General features: G+C 49.1%; 18 protein-coding genes and 1 CRISPR repeat array. Of the genes, 13 read left to right on the top strand and 5 right to left on the bottom strand.

Going from position 1 to position 17,054, the window contains the following annotated elements; all coding sequences use genetic code 11:
• Positions 1–14: 14 nt before the first annotated feature.
• The 4 genes from cas7c (at position 15) to cas2 (ending at position 2,923) form a co-directional block, all read left to right on the top strand.
• Entirely contained in the window at positions 15–875 is an 861-nt protein-coding gene (cas7c, locus tag IJ22_RS03375; RefSeq protein ID WP_062407232.1) for a type I-C CRISPR-associated protein Cas7/Csd2, read from the top strand.
• Positions 865–1,524 (top strand): CRISPR-associated protein Cas4, encoded by a 660-nt coding sequence (gene cas4, locus IJ22_RS03380; protein WP_062407234.1) that lies wholly within the window; start codon positions 865–867, stop codon positions 1,522–1,524. Before cas7c ends, cas4 begins: the two co-directional genes overlap by 11 nt.
• Positions 1,521–2,552 (top strand): type I-C CRISPR-associated endonuclease Cas1c, encoded by a 1,032-nt coding sequence (gene cas1c, locus IJ22_RS03385; RefSeq protein ID WP_062407236.1) that lies wholly within the window; start codon positions 1,521–1,523, stop codon positions 2,550–2,552. Before cas4 ends, cas1c begins: the two co-directional genes overlap by 4 nt.
• 80 nt (positions 2,553–2,632) lie before the next feature.
• Positions 2,633–2,923 (top strand): CRISPR-associated endonuclease Cas2, encoded by a 291-nt coding sequence (cas2, locus tag IJ22_RS03390; protein ID WP_054820100.1) that lies wholly within the window; start codon positions 2,633–2,635, stop codon positions 2,921–2,923.
• 169 nt (positions 2,924–3,092) lie between these two features.
• A CRISPR array of direct repeats spans positions 3,093–4,121; the repeat unit is 32 nt; unit sequence GTCGCATCCCATGCGGATGCGTGGATTGAAAT.
• A gap of 90 nt (positions 4,122–4,211) precedes the next feature.
• On the opposite strand, the gene IJ22_RS25570 is transcribed toward cas2, so the two are convergent.
• Complete coding sequence (locus IJ22_RS25570; protein WP_235594245.1) at positions 4,212–4,523, bottom strand: hypothetical protein; 312 nt, start codon at positions 4,521–4,523, stop codon at positions 4,212–4,214.
• Positions 4,524–4,897: 374 nt separating this feature from the next.
• On the opposite strand from IJ22_RS25570, the gene IJ22_RS03395 reads away from it, so the two are divergent.
• The 7 genes from IJ22_RS03395 (at position 4,898) to IJ22_RS03425 (ending at position 10,115) form a co-directional block, all read left to right on the top strand.
• Positions 4,898–5,860, top strand: coding sequence for a VOC family protein (locus IJ22_RS03395; protein WP_062407240.1), 963 nt, complete (start codon positions 4,898–4,900; stop codon positions 5,858–5,860).
• A 50-nt stretch (positions 5,861–5,910) separates the two neighbouring features.
• Complete coding sequence (locus IJ22_RS03400; protein ID WP_054818009.1) at positions 5,911–6,756, top strand: alpha/beta fold hydrolase; 846 nt, start codon at positions 5,911–5,913, stop codon at positions 6,754–6,756.
• Positions 6,746–7,444, top strand: coding sequence for a GntR family transcriptional regulator (locus IJ22_RS03405; protein WP_062407241.1), 699 nt, complete (start codon positions 6,746–6,748; stop codon positions 7,442–7,444). The genes IJ22_RS03400 and IJ22_RS03405 overlap by 11 nt, the downstream gene beginning before the upstream one ends.
• A 49-nt stretch (positions 7,445–7,493) precedes the next feature.
• Positions 7,494–8,789: an aromatic ring-hydroxylating oxygenase subunit alpha gene (locus IJ22_RS03410; RefSeq protein ID WP_062407243.1), complete on the top strand. Its 1,296-nt coding sequence runs from the start codon at positions 7,494–7,496 to the stop codon at positions 8,787–8,789.
• Complete coding sequence (locus IJ22_RS03415) at positions 8,782–9,285, top strand: aromatic-ring-hydroxylating dioxygenase subunit beta (RefSeq protein ID WP_062407251.1); 504 nt, start codon at positions 8,782–8,784, stop codon at positions 9,283–9,285. Before IJ22_RS03410 ends, IJ22_RS03415 begins: the two co-directional genes overlap by 8 nt.
• 30 nt (positions 9,286–9,315) lie before the next feature.
• The gene (locus IJ22_RS03420) at positions 9,316–9,516 is read left to right on the top strand and encodes a hypothetical protein (RefSeq protein ID WP_054818007.1); all 201 of its coding nucleotides are present in this window, start codon (positions 9,316–9,318) and stop codon (positions 9,514–9,516) included.
• 113 nt (positions 9,517–9,629) lie between these two features.
• Complete coding sequence (locus IJ22_RS03425; protein ID WP_062407253.1) at positions 9,630–10,115, top strand: GNAT family N-acetyltransferase; 486 nt, start codon at positions 9,630–9,632, stop codon at positions 10,113–10,115.
• Between the two features lie 56 nt (positions 10,116–10,171).
• Here the strand turns inward: IJ22_RS03425 and IJ22_RS03430 are convergent, their stop codons facing one another.
• On the bottom strand, positions 10,172–10,612 hold the full coding sequence (locus IJ22_RS03430; RefSeq protein ID WP_062407254.1) for an Hsp20/alpha crystallin family protein: 441 nt from the start codon (positions 10,610–10,612) through the stop codon (positions 10,172–10,174).
• Between the two features lie 290 nt (positions 10,613–10,902).
• Here IJ22_RS03430 and argS point away from each other — a divergent pair, with 290 nt between their 5' ends.
• Positions 10,903–12,618 carry an arginine--tRNA ligase gene (gene argS, locus IJ22_RS03435; protein WP_062407256.1) on the top strand — a complete coding sequence of 572 codons (1,716 nt, stop codon included), beginning with the start codon at positions 10,903–10,905 and terminating at the stop codon, positions 12,616–12,618.
• 74 nt (positions 12,619–12,692) lie between these two features.
• Positions 12,693–12,887 carry a YqzE family protein gene (locus IJ22_RS03440; RefSeq protein WP_062407258.1) on the top strand — a complete coding sequence of 65 codons (195 nt, stop codon included), beginning with the start codon at positions 12,693–12,695 and terminating at the stop codon, positions 12,885–12,887.
• Positions 12,888–13,113: 226 nt separating this feature from the next.
• Here IJ22_RS03440 and IJ22_RS03445 read toward each other — a convergent pair whose 3' ends face one another.
• From IJ22_RS03445 to IJ22_RS03455, 3 genes are all read right to left on the bottom strand, one after another.
• Positions 13,114–14,049 (bottom strand): hypothetical protein, encoded by a 936-nt coding sequence (locus IJ22_RS03445; protein WP_054818016.1) that lies wholly within the window; start codon positions 14,047–14,049, stop codon positions 13,114–13,116.
• Positions 14,050–14,216: 167 nt separating this feature from the next.
• Positions 14,217–15,194 carry a YqhG family protein gene (locus IJ22_RS03450; RefSeq protein WP_062407260.1) on the bottom strand — a complete coding sequence of 326 codons (978 nt, stop codon included), beginning with the start codon at positions 15,192–15,194 and terminating at the stop codon, positions 14,217–14,219.
• A gap of 2 nt (positions 15,195–15,196) precedes the next feature.
• Positions 15,197–17,005, bottom strand: a complete 1,809-nt coding sequence (locus IJ22_RS03455; RefSeq protein ID WP_062407262.1) for a DEAD/DEAH box helicase — start codon at positions 17,003–17,005, stop codon at positions 15,197–15,199.
• Positions 17,006–17,054 lie beyond the last annotated feature (49 nt).

Consider the following 17,054-nt stretch of genomic DNA (forward strand, 5'->3'; position numbering starts at 1 on the left):
TAGGAGAGATGGACATGACTACTTTAGATCATAAAATTGATTTTGCAGTTGTATTGTCTGTAACCAAGGCTAATCCTAACGGGGATCCCCTGAATGGTAATCGGCCGCGGCAAAACTATGATGGTTATGGTGAGATTTCGGATGTCGCGCTTAAACGGAAGATCAGAAATCGTCTGCAGGATATGGGCGAATCTATCTTTGTCCAATCTAATGATCGCAGATCAGATTCTTATAGCAGCTTAAGAGAGCGTGCGGATGCGAATGCCGAGCTGGCGAAAATTCTGAAGTCTAAGACAAGCTCCAGTGATGAGTTTGCCAGAATTGCTTGCCGGGAATGGTTGGACGTCCGAAGCTTTGGCCAAGTATTCGCTTTCAAAGCGGATAAGGGAGCTGGTGTCTCCGTCGGTGTAAGAGGTCCAGTGTCTATTCATACGGCAACGAGTATTGACCCTATTGATATCACCAGCATGCAAATTACCAAAAGCGTCAATTCAGAGCCCGGTGCGGCAAAAGGCTCGGATACGATGGGGATGAAGCATCGCGTAGATTCAGGTGTCTACGTTTTTTATGGCAGCATCAATACGCAGCTGGCCGAGAAAACCGGATTTACGAATCAGGATGCCGAGAAGTTGAAGCAAGCGCTCGTTACCTTGTTTGAGAACGACGCGTCATCCGCCAGACCGGAAGGAAGCATGGAGGTCCACACGGTATATTGGTGGGAGCACAATTCCAAGCTGGGCCAATATTCTTCCGCCAAGGTACATCGGTCTCTAACGATTGAAAAACTTGTCGAAGAACCCAAGTCGTTCACAGATTACAAGTTTACTGTTCAGCCTTTGGAAGGATTAAAAGTAGAGAGCATCCATGGGAAATAATGAAGACGATGATTATTTAATGCTGTCCGGCATACAGCATTTTCAATTTTGCAAACGGCAGTGGGCGTTAATTCATATTGAACAGCAATGGGAAGAGAACGTCAGAACCATTGAAGGGGAGTATCTTCACCAGAATGCAGATCAGCCGTTTGTAAGAGAGAAGCGAGGTGATAAGCTTGTCGTTCGCGCGATGCCTGTGAAGTCGGAGAGCCTTAAAATATCAGGTATTTGCGATGTAGTAGAGTTTATAAGGGACGATAGCGGTGTTGAAATTAATAGCGCTGAAGGGAAATACATCGCCTATCCGGTTGAATATAAACGCGGAAAGCCGAAGCTGAACGATGAGGATATTTTACAGTTGGCTGCACAAGCCATTTGTCTGGAGGAAATGCTGCTGTGCGGCATTGATCAAGGCTATTTGTTTTATAATGAGATCAAACATCGGGTGGAAGTACCGCTAACCGCAGCGATTAAAAACAAAGTGAGGCTTGTTGTTGCTGAAATGCAAGACTACTATAAGCGCAGGCATACGCCTAAAGTAAAAACGGGGTCTTTCTGCCGAAGCTGTTCCCTTCAACATATTTGCTTGCCGGAGCTCATGAGTAAACGGACCGTTAAAAGTTATGTTGAAGGGAGAATCGGTGAATGAAAAAGCTGCTTAATACGCTATTTATTACGCAGCCCGATGTTTATTTGTCACTCGACGGAGATAACATTATTCTGCTTAAGGAACAGGAGAAGCTGGGCAGACTGCCGCTTCACAACCTGGAATCCATTATCGCTTTTGGTTACACAGGTGCAAGTCCGGCACTTATGGGATATTGCGCGGAGCGCAATATCTCATTAGTATTTTTTACTATGAACGGTAGATTCCTTGCCAGAGTGATTGGGGAAAGCAAGGGCAATGTCGTCCTGAGAAAGAAACAATATGCCATATCGGAAGATGAGGTCCTTTCGGCGAAGATAGCGCGTAATTTTATTGTCGGCAAGATTTATAATCACAAATGGATTATTGAGAGAATGACCAGAGATTATCCTTTACGCATCGATGTTGCCCGGTTCAAAGCGATTTCACAGCAGTTATCCGCTATCATGCTGGATGTAAGGGCGTGTGAAGATTTGGAACGATTAAGAGGGTTGGAAGGTCAAGCTGCAGTTAGCTACAATAAACTATTTGACTCGATGATATTGCAGCAAAAAGAGGATTTCTACTTTCACTCGCGTTCCCGCAGGCCACCGTTGGATAACGTGAATGCGATGCTGTCATTCGCCTATTCTCTGTTAGCGATTGATGTGGCATCCGCACTGGAAGGTGTCGGGCTGGATGCATATGTGGGATTTCTGCATCAAGACCGGCCGGGACGCGCTTCCCTGGCGCTGGATGTGATGGAGGAGCTGCGAGGTGTCTATGCCGATAAATTTGTGTTGTCATTAATTAACAAGAAAATGGTTAGTAATGAGGATTTTTTGAAAAAAGAGAACGGTGCTGTTATGATGAGGGATGAGGCGAGAAAGAAGTTTCTAACCGCATGGCAAAGTAAGAAGCAAGAGAAGATCACGCACCCCTATCTCGGTGAGAAAATCTCCTGGGGATTGGTACCGCATGCGCAAGCCCTACTATTAGCCCGTTATTTGCGCAATGATTTAGATGAGTACCCGCCTTTCTTATGGAAGTAGATGAGGCATATTTTGAAACCTGTTTCCGTCGCATCTCAAGCGGACGCATGGATTGAAAATTGTGAAAGTAGGTGATCGGGCTGCTGGTATTGGTTACGTATGATGTAAGCACAGTTAGCAGTTCAGGGCGAAGAAGACTGCGTCAGGTATCGAAAATATGCCAGAATTACGGCCAGCGTGTACAAAATTCAGTATTTGAGTGCGTTGTCGACGCCACTCAATTTGCTGTTTTAAAATTAAAGCTCCTTGATATTATTGATCAAGAACAAGACAGCCTCAGATTCTATCAGTTGGGCCATAATTACAAGAGCAAGGTAGAACATATTGGTGTGAAAGAGTCTTTTGATTTAGAAGGCCTTCTAATTTTATAGTGCGAATGTGTAGTGCACAAGGTTTTCCGGGGACATTCGCACCGGGAAAATGGTTAAAACCTCCCATTTTGTTTACAGTTTTATCCATATTATTTCAGAAATTCATTGATTTACGCGTATTTTTGATCATAAAAATGGAGTTTCAGGCATATTTGAATCAAAAATCGCTGTCGCATCCCATGCGGATGCGTGGATTGAAATTCTTTTCGGTAAACAGCAAAATCAACAATGGACTTGTCGCATCCCATGCGGATGCGTGGATTGAAATTCCACCCTTTTGAGCGCCTTTCTTGAATAAAACAGTCGCATCCCATGCGGATGCGTGGATTGAAATCGGCAGCAGCTGCATAACGAAAAGCTGAAGGTTTTGTCGCATCCCATGCGGATGCGTGGATTGAAATAGCGACGGGCTGCGCACCCTTAACGTCCAGGACAAGTCGCATCCCATGCGGATGCGTGGATTGAAATCGTCCAAGTGTTGTACGGGGAGTCGGCTGGCACGTCGCATCCCATGCGGATGCGTGGATTGAAATATATACATCGGCAGCGATACACAAAAAGAATCCAGTCGCATCCCATGCGGATGCGTGGATTGAAATCTAAAATAAAAAATGATTTGCGTAAAAAACTTGACGTCGCATCCCATGCGGATGCGTGGATTGAAATGACAAAGTTACAGGAACACCGTTTCAGCCTTAAGTCGCATCCCATGCGGATGCGTGGATTGAAATTTTTCCCCTCCTGCTAGTTTTAGCCCACATGCTCGAGTCGCATCCCATGCGGATGCGTGGATTGAAATTCCCCAGGACTTGGACATAATCAATCGGGAGTTAGGTCGCATCCCATGCGGATGCGTGGATTGAAATTACTAACAAAACAGTAGGCTATAATGGGTTTAAAAGTCGCATCCCATGCGGATGCGTGGATTGAAATTACCGTGGCAGGAAATTACCTCTATCCCATACCGGGTCGCATCCCATGCGGATGCGTGGATTGAAATATCATGTACTTTGTCAGATAGGCACCCACGTTGTCGTCGCATCCCATGCGGATGCGTGGATTGAAATCAGGCGTAGAAGTCAACATGAAGGAAGGTCTGAGTCGCATCCCATGCGGATGCGTGGATTGAAATTAGACCGGCGGCCAACTCGCAGTTTACGCCGTCAGTCGCATCCCATGCGGATGCGTGAATTGAAATACCGCAGATTAGAAGGGTTATGAAACTATGATTTGCTTCGTTATCTACCCAGTAGCGCGAAGAGCCAAAACTATTCACTTTTTGTATGATTCATGTTACTGCTAACGCGTAGTGTCGGCGGTTGACGGTGTAATTTGTCTTGCTGGTGCCGTAGATCAGACAGTGTGTACATACCTTGTTGGCCGGGCAAGCACCACTGGAGAAACGATAAACCTCGTCGATCGCACCATCCGAAAAGATATCATGCTCCGCACCGGCGGTAAGCCATATGCCGCTGGATGTAAGCGCCAGCCTGTGCGCGGTCGAAGTGCGATTGCACTGCAGTTCAATACATTGGCGGATCGCAGCGTTAGCGTGAAGCGCAAGACGCTCCCACAACTCGCTTTGTCCTCTCGTCCGCATCCATACATACAAATAAGCCCTTCAGACTTTGTCTGGGGGGCTTATTTGCGTACATCCGCATCCAACCCATCTATAAAGTGATTTTTTGGGAAAGCGGTCAACTGGAACTTCATTTTACAGCTTCGCATTCGTCCGGTTATGGCATGCGGAGCATTTTTTCTGTCTTTTTAATTTCTCGCTGCATTCTTCGAGGCATTGGGGGTTAGCTTGACTCCGACAACACGAATAATATCAGGCTGCATCCGCTGGATATATATTTTTTACAGGTATTGACATCACCGGTGTTAAAATGTTAGTATTTCATTAAATCAAAAAATAAAGCGCTTTCATTCCCGATTATATGATTGATTTCAACCTATTACGGAGGTGTTAAAATGTTAGTTCCGGAAATTGCAAAGCTTGGCCATGTTTCATTGGTTACCCCTGATTTGCAGAAGTCATTATGGTTCTTTAAAGAAGTGTTGGGATTGGAAGAGATTGAGCGTGCGGGAGGCGCAGTTTATTTACGGGCTTGCGGGGAATTCGAACATCATAGTCTTGTCTTGAAGCAAGGGGATCGTGCGGTCGTAGACCATATAGGTTGGCGTGCCAAAAGAGCAGAGGATGTAGAGAAATTCGCTGTACAGTTAGAAGCGGCGGGTACAAAGATTCAATGGATTGAGGCGGGGCGGGAAGCCGGACAGGGGAAAGCGATTCAATTTAAACTCCCCAGCCAGCACACGTTTGAGATTTATTATGAAGTGGAGAAACCGAAGGCTCCCCAAGGAGAACGTTCCGGCCTGAAGAATCAAACGCACAAATCATGGGCTCGCGGGATATCGCCGCGCAGAATTGACCATGTGAATCTCTGGACTTCACATGACCCGGGATCGGTTCACCAATGGTTGTCGGAACAGCTCGGTTTTAAGATGCGCGAATACGTAAAGCTGAATAACGGGAAGGTGATCGGAGGCTGGATGAGCGTTACGCAGCTAGTTCATGATGTAGCGATGATGGGGGCGCATGACCCTGAGACTCCGGCTCGATTCCATCATATTGCCTATTGGTTGGATAATGCGCAGGACGTACTTCGAGCGCTCGACATCCTGCGGGAAAACGGGATTCAGATAGACCTTGGTCCGGCAAAGCATGGGATTAGCCAAGCGGTCTGTGCGTATGTGAGAGATCCCGGAAGCGGACACAGGGTGGAATTGTTCAGCAACGGATATTTGATTTTTGATCCGGATTGGGAACCCGTTGAATGGGGACAGGAGGAATTTGGGGTGGCTCTTCAATGGTGGGGGCCGGAATATACTCCGGGTCATGGTCATGCCATGGATGAAACAACGGAGGCTTAAGTTTAATCATTTCCGATGATGACTATTATTGAGGAGAGAGGAAAACGAACATGGTAAACATGAATATACGCAAAATAAAGACGGGTTCATACTCAACTTATCTTTGTGAGTCGGGAGAACAGAACTCCGAGACGGTCATCTTTCTCCATGGCGGAGGTCCAGGAGTAACTGCGGAATCCAACTGGAGGGATGTGCTTCCCGGTTTTTCTGGATCTTATCGCGTTGTCGCTCCTGATTTGGCAGGTTACGGCAATACGGATCATCCAGATCCTGTGCCGCAAGGCGGGTTGATGGGATGGATGCGTCTAAGGGTAGAGCAAATTCTGACATTGATGGATGAACTTGATATTGCCAAGGCACACTTGGTGGGAAATTCCATGGGCGGGGCTCTCGCGCTTCATCTTGTCATGACAGCGCCTGAGCGCTTCCAGAGTGTGGTTTTAATGGGGAGCGCCGGCGCGCCGTCTACTCCGACGCCGGAAGTGATTCGCATGTTGAATTTTTATAAGGATCCGACTCCTGCTGCGCTTGGAAATTTGCTGAAGTGGTTCGTATACGACGAAAATATAATTGGCGACAAATTAAATCAAATCGTTCAGGAGCGTTTTGAAGAAGTCATGCGGCCAGAGGTTCGCAGATCTTATGAATCGATGTTTTCAACGTCGCCTGCTGAGGTTATTGTACCGCCGTCAGCTCTTAGACGCATGAATATGCCGTTTCTGCTTGTTCATGGCAGGGACGATCGTTTTGTATCCGTAGACTCCAGCGTTTATATGCTGCAGCATTTACCGAACGTACAGCTTCACGTGTTTGATCGTTGCGGTCACTGGGCGCAGTTGGAGCGAAAAGAGAGTTTTACAAAGCTGGTGACGGATTTCTTTAAAGGTGAATTTTAAGCGAGAGCTGGTTGGGTTTGTTATAGCCATGACAATCACTCCCGTAGAAAAAGGAGTGGCAGATCTGAAGAAAGATAATGCCTATATGTATATAAAAAATCGCATTCTTGACCGTGAGTGGGATATAGGCTCTGCGATCAACGTCAACGAGATTTGTCAGGTGCTGAATATGAGCCGTACTCCGGTACTGGAGGCTATCTCACGCCTGGAACGGGAAGGCTTTCTTTCTATTATTCCACAAGTAGGAGCTTTTGTCCGCAGACCTACCTCGAGCGAATTGTTTGAACGACTTTTGATGCGAGGCTCGTTGGAGGCATTAATGGTTGAATGGGCCGCGCGCAAAATCGAGAAGACGCAGCTGGATATGATAGATGCCGTGCTTAGACGCATGGAGGAACCCGGAATATCCATTGTCGATTATGCGAATTTGAATCGGGATTTTCACAGGATCATTCACGAAGCCTCGGGTTTATCTTATATTCAAGGCTTGGTGGAAGAACATTGGGATTTTTTCGAGTACGCAGCCGCCCTGGATAAAGTGTTTAAAGAACATCGGATGGCCCGGTCGTTGCTTGAGCACCGAATGATATTCCATAGTTTGAAAGACGGTAATTCCACCCTGGCCAAACAATTAATGGAGCAGCATGTAGTCAGAGTAGCGTACCTCGTAAAAGAGGAGAGCGGCTGATTTCATGATTCCAATCTGATTCACGCATGAAGAGGAAGGGGAATGGTAAATGAAATTGTTGGATCATTATGTCAATCTGGAAACGGGTTCAATTAGTCGTAAAGTGAATTATGATCCGGAGATTTATCAGGATGAAATGGCGAAGATCTTCACCAAGACATGGCTTTTCGTTGCCCATGAAAGCCAAATTAAACATCCTGGCGATTACATCACCAACTATATGGCTGAAGATCCGGTTATCGTAACCAGGGATGGTACAGGCAAAATCCATGTATTCTTAAATTCCTGTCCCCACCGGGGGATGAAGGTTTGCAGTGTAGATGCAGGAAACTCAAAATTTTTCCGTTGTCCGTATCATGGTTGGACCTTTGAAAACAACGGAAATTTGATCGGCGTACCCGAACTCCAATATGCATATTACGGCGAACTGGATAAATCGAAAAACGGTCTAATCACCGTTCCACGGGTTGAATCGTATAAAGGTTTTATTTTTGCCAATTGGGACCCGAACGCGCTCCCGCTAAAGGAGTACTTTGGTAAAGATCTGCTCTGGTATTTGGACACTGCCTTCGAAAGAGCTTTAGGCGAATTTGAAGTGGCAGGTCCCATCATGAAACAAAAAATTAAAACCAATTGGAAAATTTGCACCGAAAACTTTGGTGACGATTATCACGTGCTGTACACTCATGGATCCGCTTTCAAAATTGGCTTTATGCCGCCTTATGATCAATTGGGAGAGTACAACGCCTATTGTGATCATGGTCATAGCGTAGGCGATATACCCAAATTTGGGGTGGGTCTGGAATTGGATCGGGCCATTGCGAAACAAATTGGACCTGAAGCAGAACAGTACGTTGAACAGATTGACCAAAGACTTAAAGAACGGCTTAGTCCCGAGCAGGCGAATTTACACCAAATCGGGCAAATTCTGATATTCCCGAATCTAACCTTTCTTACCTTTGGCTGCTTCCGAGGTATTCATATTTTCCAATGGCATCCTAAAGGAACAGATGAAGTTGAATTATGGCAGATCAGTTTGTATGACAGTGAGGCGCCTGATCAAGCCAAACAATTCGCGAGAATTTTCTCACAACGGGAAAATGCTCCGGCCGGTTTATTTGCCGCCGATGACGGATCAAACTTTGAACAAATTACCGAGTCCACCAAGCCGTACGTTTCGAGGCAGCATCACTTTAATTATTCGATGGGTATCCGTCATGAGGGGGAAATCAAAGTACCAGGTTTGCCGGGACATCTTGGCCGGCATTATTCCGAACAAAATCAAAGGAATTTTTATCGGTACTGGCTAAAGCTTATGAAGGAGGAAGGGATTTTCCATGAATAACCACTTGGAACTTCATAAGGAGATTGAATTATTTCTTTATCACGAAGCTCACTTGCTGGATCAAAGTGATTTTGAAGGTTGGTTGGATTTATTTACAGATGACGCCCGTTATTGGATGCCAACCACCGAAACAAGGGATGTTGATCAGAAGCAGTCACCTTTAAAACAGGAGTGGCATCTCATCGAGGACGATAAGCCATTTTTGCATAAACGCTACGAAAGATTGCAAACCCGATTGGCGCATGCGGAACAACCTAGATCGAGGACAAGAAGACTGGTGACGAATATTCTTATTAAAGAGAATCATAACAATCAAAAATTGCTTGTCCTTTCAAACTTTATTATTTTCCAATCCAGGCGCGACAATGAAGAGAGTTTTTTTGTGGGGCGGCGCGAGGATACTTTGGATCGTTATGGCGATAAGTGGAAAATTTCCAATCGTTCCATCTTTCTTGACCAACGAATTTTGCCGCGGGCCATTTCGATTTTTTTCTAGCGGCTCATTCACAGCTCCAGGGGGTAATCTATGAGAATAACAAACGAGTTTGCAAGCGTTATGGTTGAAATAGATTCCAATGGGAACTCCCATCGACTGAAAATACAGGATTGCCGAACAGGCAGAGTGATCTATTTGGATGCCCTGCAGCTGGAAAGCTTAACGCGGCAATCGGATCAGATTTTCCGTGAATTTCTGCAGTACCCCTTTGGTCCGGAAAAGGAAAATTAAATGTAAAAACAGGCTGGAATTCATTCAGAGGGTCATGATATTCTGAGGAGGAATGATTTTATGTAAAAGTTACCTGATGTCAAAAAGCCTTTGAGAGGAAAGGAAAGCTCCAAATGAACATAAGGCAGGCAGTTGCAGCGGATCTCCCATCTATTCTGGACATATACAACGACGCGGTTCTTCATACGGTGGTTACGTTTGATACGGTTCCCAGAACCATGGAACAGCAGGAGCAGTGGTTTGAGCAGCATGGGAAATCTTATCCGGTTCTTGTAGCAGAGGATAACGGTCTGGTAACCGGCTGGGCGTCGCTCAACCGTTACTCAGACCGGCTCGCCTATGCTCGTACGGCCGAGCTTTCCTTATACATTCGGGACGGGTACCGCGGGCATGGGCTTGGCAAGACGATGCTGGAAGCGATTCTGCGGGAAGGGAAGACCGCCGGATTGCATACGGTGCTCTCCCGCATCACGGAAGGCAACGACAACAGCATTCATATCCACCGCGTGTTCGGATTCGAAATGGTGGGCACCATGCGGGAGGTCGGCTTTAAATTCGGGCGGCTGCTGGATGTGGTGCTGATGCAAAAAATGCTGTAGCTCAACAAACGGACCCCATGCCAATGCATCGGGGTCCGTTTGGTTAACGTCAAGCTTTAGTGAAACTGCACGTCGATTCGGCGGCGCGTTTCCTTTGGCGCTTTGGGCATCCGCACTTCAAGAATGCCGTTCTTGTACGATGCCGTGGTTCCTTCCTCCATCACCTCTGCGGGCAGGGCTATGGACCGGTGGAAGCGTCCGGTGAAACGCTCCTTGCGGTGAAACTGCTCTTCCTTGACTTCATTGAACCTGTTGATGGTCCCGGAAATCGTCAAATTATGAGGCTCGACCTGAATGTCTACGTCTTCTTTTTTGTCCAGGCCGGCAATTTCGCAATGGGCGATAACCTCATTCTCCGTTTCGTGAACGTCAATCCGCGGTGCGCCGAATTCCTGATTAAATCCGAATGCGGCAGGCAGCCCCTCATTAAAAAAACGGTCCATTTCCTTTTTCAAATGATCAATACGCCGGAACGGCTCAAATGGAACTAAAGCCATGAAATGATTCCTCCTGTAAATTCAGCATAGGTTCACCATATATTTTGATGAAGAAAATGATTAGATATGCATGGGCAGGCGAGGGAAGTGATGGCAATAAAAGCGCATGGTTTCGCCATAATCGCGCTTGACTCGTATTTTGCGTGCCGATATAATGGATGGTATGCAAAGGCTGGCAATTTTCGCATAATGCCCCGAATGGAGGCACCCCTTAAGGGGTGCTTTGTTGCATCAAGGGGTACCATGCGGTTGCCGCAGCGTTCAACGGAATGAAAGGAGCATGACTTGTCATGAATTATAAACAATGGCTTGCGGAGCAATTGGCCGGTAAGCTTGAGGGCGTATCCCGGGAAACGCTGGCGGAGCTTATCGAATACCCGCCCAATCCGCAAATGGGAGATTTATCGCTGCCGTGCTTTAAGCTGAGCAAGCAGTTGAGAAAGGCGCCCCAGGCGATTGCCGAGGAACTGAAAGCGGGTTGGAGCGGACATGCCTTGGTCAGCCGTATCGATGCGGTATCCGGTTATTTTAACGTATACCTGGTTCCGGAGCAGTTCGCTTCGCAGGTCGTAAACGAAGTGCTGACTCAGGGCGACCGGTACGGCGCTCAAGATATCGGGCAAGGCCGCAGCGTCGTCATCGATTTCTCTTCGCCGAATATCGCCAAAACCTTCCATATCGGCCATTTGCGCTCTACCGTGATCGGCAATGCGCTGTATCGCATTTTCAAGTTCATGGGCTACAACAGCGTAGGCGTCAATCATCTGGGCGATTGGGGAACGCAGTTCGGCAAACTGATCGTCGCGTATAAGCTTTGGGGCAACCGGGAGGCGGTAGAAGCCGACGGCATAGGCGAGCTGCAGAGGTTATATGTGAAATTCCACGATGAGGCGGACATCCATCCGGAGCTGGAGGATGAGGCGCGCGGGTGGTTCGTCAAGCTGGAGCAGGGAGACGAAGAGGCACTGAAGCTTTGGCGCTGGTTCGTGGACATTAGCTTGAAAGAATTTCAGAAGATGTACGATCTGCTCGGCGTTACGTTTGATTCTTATGCGGGCGAGAGCTTCTACAACGACAAGATGGCGGCCGTCCTGGAAGAGCTGAAAGCAAAGCAGCTGCTCGAGGAAGACGATGGGGCTCTCCTGGTCCGTTTGGACGATTATCAGATGCCTCCGGCGCTGATGGTGAAGAAAGACGGAGGCACGCTGTACCATACGCGTGACGTTACAGCGGCCATTTATCGTAAAAACACATATGATTTCGACAAAGCGATCTATGTTACGGATGCCGGACAAAGTCTTCACTTCAAGCAGTGGTTCAAGGTGATTGAGCTGATGGGTTATGACTGGGCAAAGCAGCTTGTTCACGTGCCTTTCGGTAAAGTCAGCCTGGAGGGTGCGAAGCTGTCTACACGCAAAGGCAACGTGGTTAATCTTGAGGAGCTTCTGACCAAGGCGATTGAGAAGACGCGCGAGATCATCGATGAGAAAAACCCGGGCATGGAGAACAAAGATGAGGTGGCGCGCGAGGTTGGCGTTGGCGCCATTATTTTCAACGACCTCAGCAACAACCGGATTAAAGATATCGTCTTTTCCTGGGATGAGGCGCTCAATTTTGATGGGGAGACCGGTCCTTACGTTCAGTATACGCATGCGCGGGCTTGCAGTGTGCTGAGAAAAGCGGAAGCGGACGGAGGGGCTGCCGCCGGCGCAGGCGCTCTGGCCGCGGCTCATCTGACGAATGCCGAAGCCCAAGGCGTATTGCGGGAGCTGTACCTGTTCAAGGAGCGGATCGAGCAGGCGATGGACCGGTTGGAACCGTCCATTATCAGCCGATATTTGGTGGACCTGGCGCAAAAATTCAATCATTTCTACCATGAATGTCCGATACTGAAAGTGGAAGACGCGGAACTCCGTCAGGCCCGTCTGGCCCTGGTCCGCTGTGTAAGCATTACATTGAAGAACGGCCTTTCCTTAATCGGACTGAAAGCACCGGAGAAAATATAAATCATCCGTCAAGTAACCGAAGGTTTGCCGCGGCCGCAGCTTGCCCATACTACGGGAAGGAGGCTGATCGAACCATGGAGAAAAAAGAGGAACTGGTCAAATATGTAACCCAGCAGGTCGTAAAATATATTGACACCCCTAAAGAGGTGCGCAAACAAGTCAAAGCCGGCAAAAAGGTTGGCCGGGAACCGTGGCAGTACCGATGGTTTGGCATGCTTCCTTTTGTCCTTCGCATGTGGATGGAGCCGCTGCGGCGAAAGCGCGGATAAGTAAGGATTGCAGCATGGTATCATTTGGGTTGCGCAGTTGAATTGGGCGGCAGGCCTGTCTCCGGGAAGGAGGCAGGCCTATTGCTGTTCTTCTGCGAATGATGGCCTGAACAAAAAAAAGAAAAGCTTCTGGGTTCCATAGCGGCCTGATACCTGATGCACTGATGCACCATGCCGCCCATGAAGAAGGAAGCTTTTCTATATAAGGAAGAGAGGAGAAAAACCGTTAGGGATAAAATCCGCCAAGCGGATTGATCGTATGGAGGGGGAGATAGCGATCGTCATCCTGTCGAACCCCCACGTAGCTCTCGCCGCCGGACCAAGCCTGATAACCGGTTACAGGCAATGGCACGTGGACCCTGCCGCCATATAGCTCGGCTGCGAAAATGGGCTTGCGTCCTTGATCGATCCACTTCTGCAGCAGCTCGAAGCGAACGAGCGTCTCCGGCTTGTTCTTCACCCAGGGAAGCCGTTCATAGGCTTCCGAAGGCTCCGTTTGACCGGCTGCTATTATAGTATTCAAAGCATCCGAATCGGTGACCGGGAGCGGTTTCACCAACAGGCCTGAATCGGCCGCGGGCAGTTGGCTGTCGTTGGTCAACGGCAGCTCTTCGCCGGATTTGGCGTCGATATACCAAACCCGGTCCGCCTGCGGTGCCGTGACCTTCCAGAGCGCCTCAAGAGGATTATAATATATACGTTCCAAGTGATAAGGATATTCGATAATGTCAAGCCGTACCAGACTGCGGGACAGCGTCTGCATGCTGAAAAGCGGGTAAGGGCCTTTGCCGTATTCGATCAAACGGTATGTATCCTGTCCGGAGGCTTGAACGACCAGATAGCCGGCTTCCTGCCCGTCCACCGTAATCATGACAATCCATCCGTGTGTTCCCGGTCCGAGCGGATAGGTTGTCCAAGCGCCTTGTTTCCATTGCTCGAACCCTTGTTGGGACGCCAGCTCCCGGATGATACGGTCCACCGCGTTCTGAAGGGATGGGGCTGAAAGATCACGCTGTATGGCCGGCTGCACCTGCAGCGTCTGAACGGCCGGCTCCTGCGGCGCTGCCTGCACGGCGTCAGCGGGCCATGAATCCAATGTTGCCGCAGCAAGCAGGCTTGTACTAAGGAGCAGTGACGTCAGATAGTAAAGAAGCTTATTCATCTTATCCATACACCTGCTTCACTTGAGAGTCGGTTCATTGGGCACTATGCGCTCGCTTGGCGAATATGCCTTATACTTTAAAGCATATGCGCTGAAAAGTTTGTTAGAACCTGTAGCCTTGGCCTGAAAAAGTTTCCCGTAAATTTGTTTTAGTTCGGGGAAGTTCGTCACCGGTTTGGTTCCTGCATGGAAAGAAAATGAAACAAACCGCAATTTATGGCGGATATTTGAATGCGCGGTCGGTACTGCCACTCCACTTCCTGAAGGCGGGCGGTAAACCGCGCTTCAATTTCGGCCTTGTCGTCCTGTCCGGCATCCTGAAGCAGAGGCTCGTAATAAGCACGTACCCGGTTCATTTCATCCTTGAGCCGAAGCTGCGCTTCCTGCGCCCATCGGTGATCGTATTCAGCCATCTTCTTTTCCAAGTAATCCTCGAGATAGATCACCGCCCGGGGGAGTGTGATCCGGTCCGGTGTGACATAGACATGGGCAGGCAGTCGCGGAGTCAGCTTTTTGCCGGCTAAACGGTCATGGAACCGCTCGATAATATCACCGGTCTGCAGCTGAATGCCCAACGAATGGATTTCACTGCGCTTCATGTCGCAGGCGAATTCCACTTTGTAGTTGACGCCAAGCCATGTTTCGTAAGGGATCGTCGCCGCTTGCTTGGGCTGCTCCGGCGCGTACTGCTCGAACAGCCTCACGAACCGGCCTTTACCGCGGACGGCGGAGAAGATCTGTTCGAGCCGGCGGCTGCCGTAGGTCAGCTCGTCGCGAGGAACGCGGGCAGTGAAGACCGTGGGCACGAAGCCGAAGTAGCGGCCCAGAATACTGTCGCCTTGAGGCTGCGGCGTACCGGGTTGAGCTGCAGGCTGTACCGCAGGAGCGGCCGGCACATTTTGCGATCCCTGCTGCGGATGAAGCTCCCGATAGGCTTCGGGATCAAAAATGAACGTGCAGGTCATGGTTTCCGGTACGGCCCCGGTCCGTTCCACAAAGCTCCAATAATACGGCCGCTGCGTTAAAGCTTTGTCGGCGGAAGGGGACAGCTTGACGGTGATGTAGGCGGGATGCTTTTCGAGAATGTCACACTGCTCGGCCTCCAAATAGCGCAAAACGTAGAACTGGATTTCCTGCGCATTCATGCTTATGGCTGCACCTCCCCGCTGCCGTATTGCTGGACTCTAACCGTGTGCAGGGAGGAATTCACCGGATTCGAAAGCCCCGCCGATTCGTTTAATTCTTGCTCCACCTGGGATTTCACCACCGTGAACGACCTGCCCAGATCATCGAGCTGCCGGCGGATTTCGTCCTTGCTGTTGGAGGTGAGGATCATTTTGGCCAGATGCGACTCTAAGGATGTTTTTTGCTCAAACCGTTCCAAAATCGTATCCAGCTGACCGATCACCAGCTCAAACATGTTAATTTTCTCATGCAGCAGGGAGAGAATATGCTCTTCGATCGTCCCGAGCGTCGACAAATTGTAGATTTTGACATCTTCCTTCTGTCCGAGCCGGTGCACACGGCCGATCCGCTGCTCGACCCGCATAGGATTCCACGGCAAATCGAAATTGATCATGTGATGGCAAAATTGAAGGTTGATTCCTTCTCCCCCGGCCTCCGTGGCAATAAGCACTTGGGCGCGTCCCCGGAACAAGTCCATCATCCAATCCTTTTTGCCGCGGTTCATCCCACCTCGGTAGGGAACGGCCGGAATTTTATGTTCCTTTAAATACTGCAGCAAATATTCCTGGGATGCGCGGTACTCTGTGAAAATAATCGTTTTATCGTTAATGGACTCGATGAGCTCCAATACCTTTTCGGCTTTCGTATTGGCTTTGACGCCGCGGATTTTCTCCACAAGCTCCCAAATCCGCTGCCGGAGGGGTGAGTTTTCATCGGTTTTTTTGAACATGTTGACCAGCGTAATAAAGACGGCATCCCGGCTGGAGCATACTTCACGCTGCAGCGTGACAAGGGAGAGCATGCTGCCGATATCGCCCCCGGACTCCTGATAGCGTGTTTTGACGAAATCGGTTACTCCATCGTACAGCGCCTGCTCCTCGTCCGATAACTGGAGCGGAATATTGCGCACAATCCGTTTGGTGAAGCTTACGTTGCCGTCGCTTCGGCGGTTGCGGATCATGACCTTGCTCAGCTCCTGCTGGAGCTGGTCCTCGTTCTTGGGGATGCGTTTGCCGACGACATAATTGGACTGGAAGCTGCCTTGTCCGCCAAGCTGACCCGGCTTTAGCAGCGTAATCAGGTTGTACAGCTCCTTGAGATCGTTCTGAACCGGCGTTGCTGTCAGCAGAAGGCAGTATTTTTTACGCAGCTCGTTGATAAAACGGTAGTTGGTTGTTTTTTTGTTTTTCAGCTTGTGCGCTTCGTCGACGATCAGCATATCGTATTCAATGCCAAGCACGATGTCCCGGTGCGGATCGCGCTTAGCGGTATCCATCGAGGCGACGACAATATCGTTTTGCACCCACATATATTCTTTCTTTTGCGCCACTGCGGGGATCCCGAACTTTTGATTCAGCTCCCGGACCCATTGCAGCACCAAAGAAGCGGGAACGAGAATGAGCACTTTTTGAACCAGGCCCCGGATCATGTACTCCTTGAGGATGAGTCCCGCCTCAATGGTTTTGCCAAGCCCTACTTCATCGGCAAGAATGGCCCGTCCCCGCATTTCGGTCAGCACTTTTTTGGCGGTTTCGATTTGATGCTCCATCGGAACGAGGCTCGGCAGATGGGTCAGGCATTGAAGCTCGTCGAAGCTGCGGATGAGTCCGGCCTGCTCGGCCTCGAGGGCGAGCCTGAACATGACGGGGTCATCCCAGGGGCCGTTGTGCAGCGCCCTCTCATGCAACTGCTCAAACCATTCTCTGTCGTAATGGAGCTCTACATGTTCATTCAGCTGCCGCACGTGCTCTTTTCGCTCGGTTGGTTGCATTCTCACGCGCTCCTTTTTTGGTGATTCAGAAAGTATAGACAAGGCCTAA

Origin of the sequence: Paenibacillus naphthalenovorans, assembly GCF_001465255.1 — a bacterium.
In the GTDB taxonomy this organism is placed as follows: domain Bacteria; phylum Bacillota; class Bacilli; order Paenibacillales; family NBRC-103111; genus Paenibacillus_G; species Paenibacillus_G naphthalenovorans.

Bases quoted from the DNA above. Each gene is read 5' to 3' on its own strand.
- cas7c (WP_062407232.1), top strand. From the start codon at position 15: ATGACTACTTTAGATCATAAAATTGATTTTGCAGTTGTATTGTCTGTA.
- cas4 (WP_062407234.1), top strand. From the start codon at position 865: ATGGGAAATAATGAAGACGATGATTATTTAATGCTGTCCGGCATACAG.
- cas1c (WP_062407236.1), top strand. From the start codon at position 1,521: ATGAAAAAGCTGCTTAATACGCTATTTATTACGCAGCCCGATGTTTAT.
- IJ22_RS25570 (WP_235594245.1), bottom strand. From the start codon at position 4,523: ATGCGGACGAGAGGACAAAGCGAGTTGTGGGAGCGTCTTGCGCTTCAC.
- IJ22_RS03395 (WP_062407240.1), top strand. From the start codon at position 4,898: ATGTTAGTTCCGGAAATTGCAAAGCTTGGCCATGTTTCATTGGTTACC.
- IJ22_RS03400 (WP_054818009.1), top strand. From the start codon at position 5,911: ATGGTAAACATGAATATACGCAAAATAAAGACGGGTTCATACTCAACT.
- IJ22_RS03410 (WP_062407243.1), top strand. From the start codon at position 7,494: ATGAAATTGTTGGATCATTATGTCAATCTGGAAACGGGTTCAATTAGT.
- IJ22_RS03415 (WP_062407251.1), top strand. From the start codon at position 8,782: ATGAATAACCACTTGGAACTTCATAAGGAGATTGAATTATTTCTTTAT.
- IJ22_RS03420 (WP_054818007.1), top strand. From the start codon at position 9,316: ATGAGAATAACAAACGAGTTTGCAAGCGTTATGGTTGAAATAGATTCC.
- IJ22_RS03425 (WP_062407253.1), top strand. From the start codon at position 9,630: ATGAACATAAGGCAGGCAGTTGCAGCGGATCTCCCATCTATTCTGGAC.
- IJ22_RS03430 (WP_062407254.1), bottom strand. From the start codon at position 10,612: ATGGCTTTAGTTCCATTTGAGCCGTTCCGGCGTATTGATCATTTGAAA.
- argS (WP_062407256.1), top strand. From the start codon at position 10,903: ATGAATTATAAACAATGGCTTGCGGAGCAATTGGCCGGTAAGCTTGAG.
- IJ22_RS03440 (WP_062407258.1), top strand. From the start codon at position 12,693: ATGGAGAAAAAAGAGGAACTGGTCAAATATGTAACCCAGCAGGTCGTA.
- IJ22_RS03445 (WP_054818016.1), bottom strand. From the start codon at position 14,049: ATGAATAAGCTTCTTTACTATCTGACGTCACTGCTCCTTAGTACAAGC.
- IJ22_RS03450 (WP_062407260.1), bottom strand. From the start codon at position 15,194: ATGAATGCGCAGGAAATCCAGTTCTACGTTTTGCGCTATTTGGAGGCC.
- IJ22_RS03455 (WP_062407262.1), bottom strand. From the start codon at position 17,005: ATGCAACCAACCGAGCGAAAAGAGCACGTGCGGCAGCTGAATGAACAT.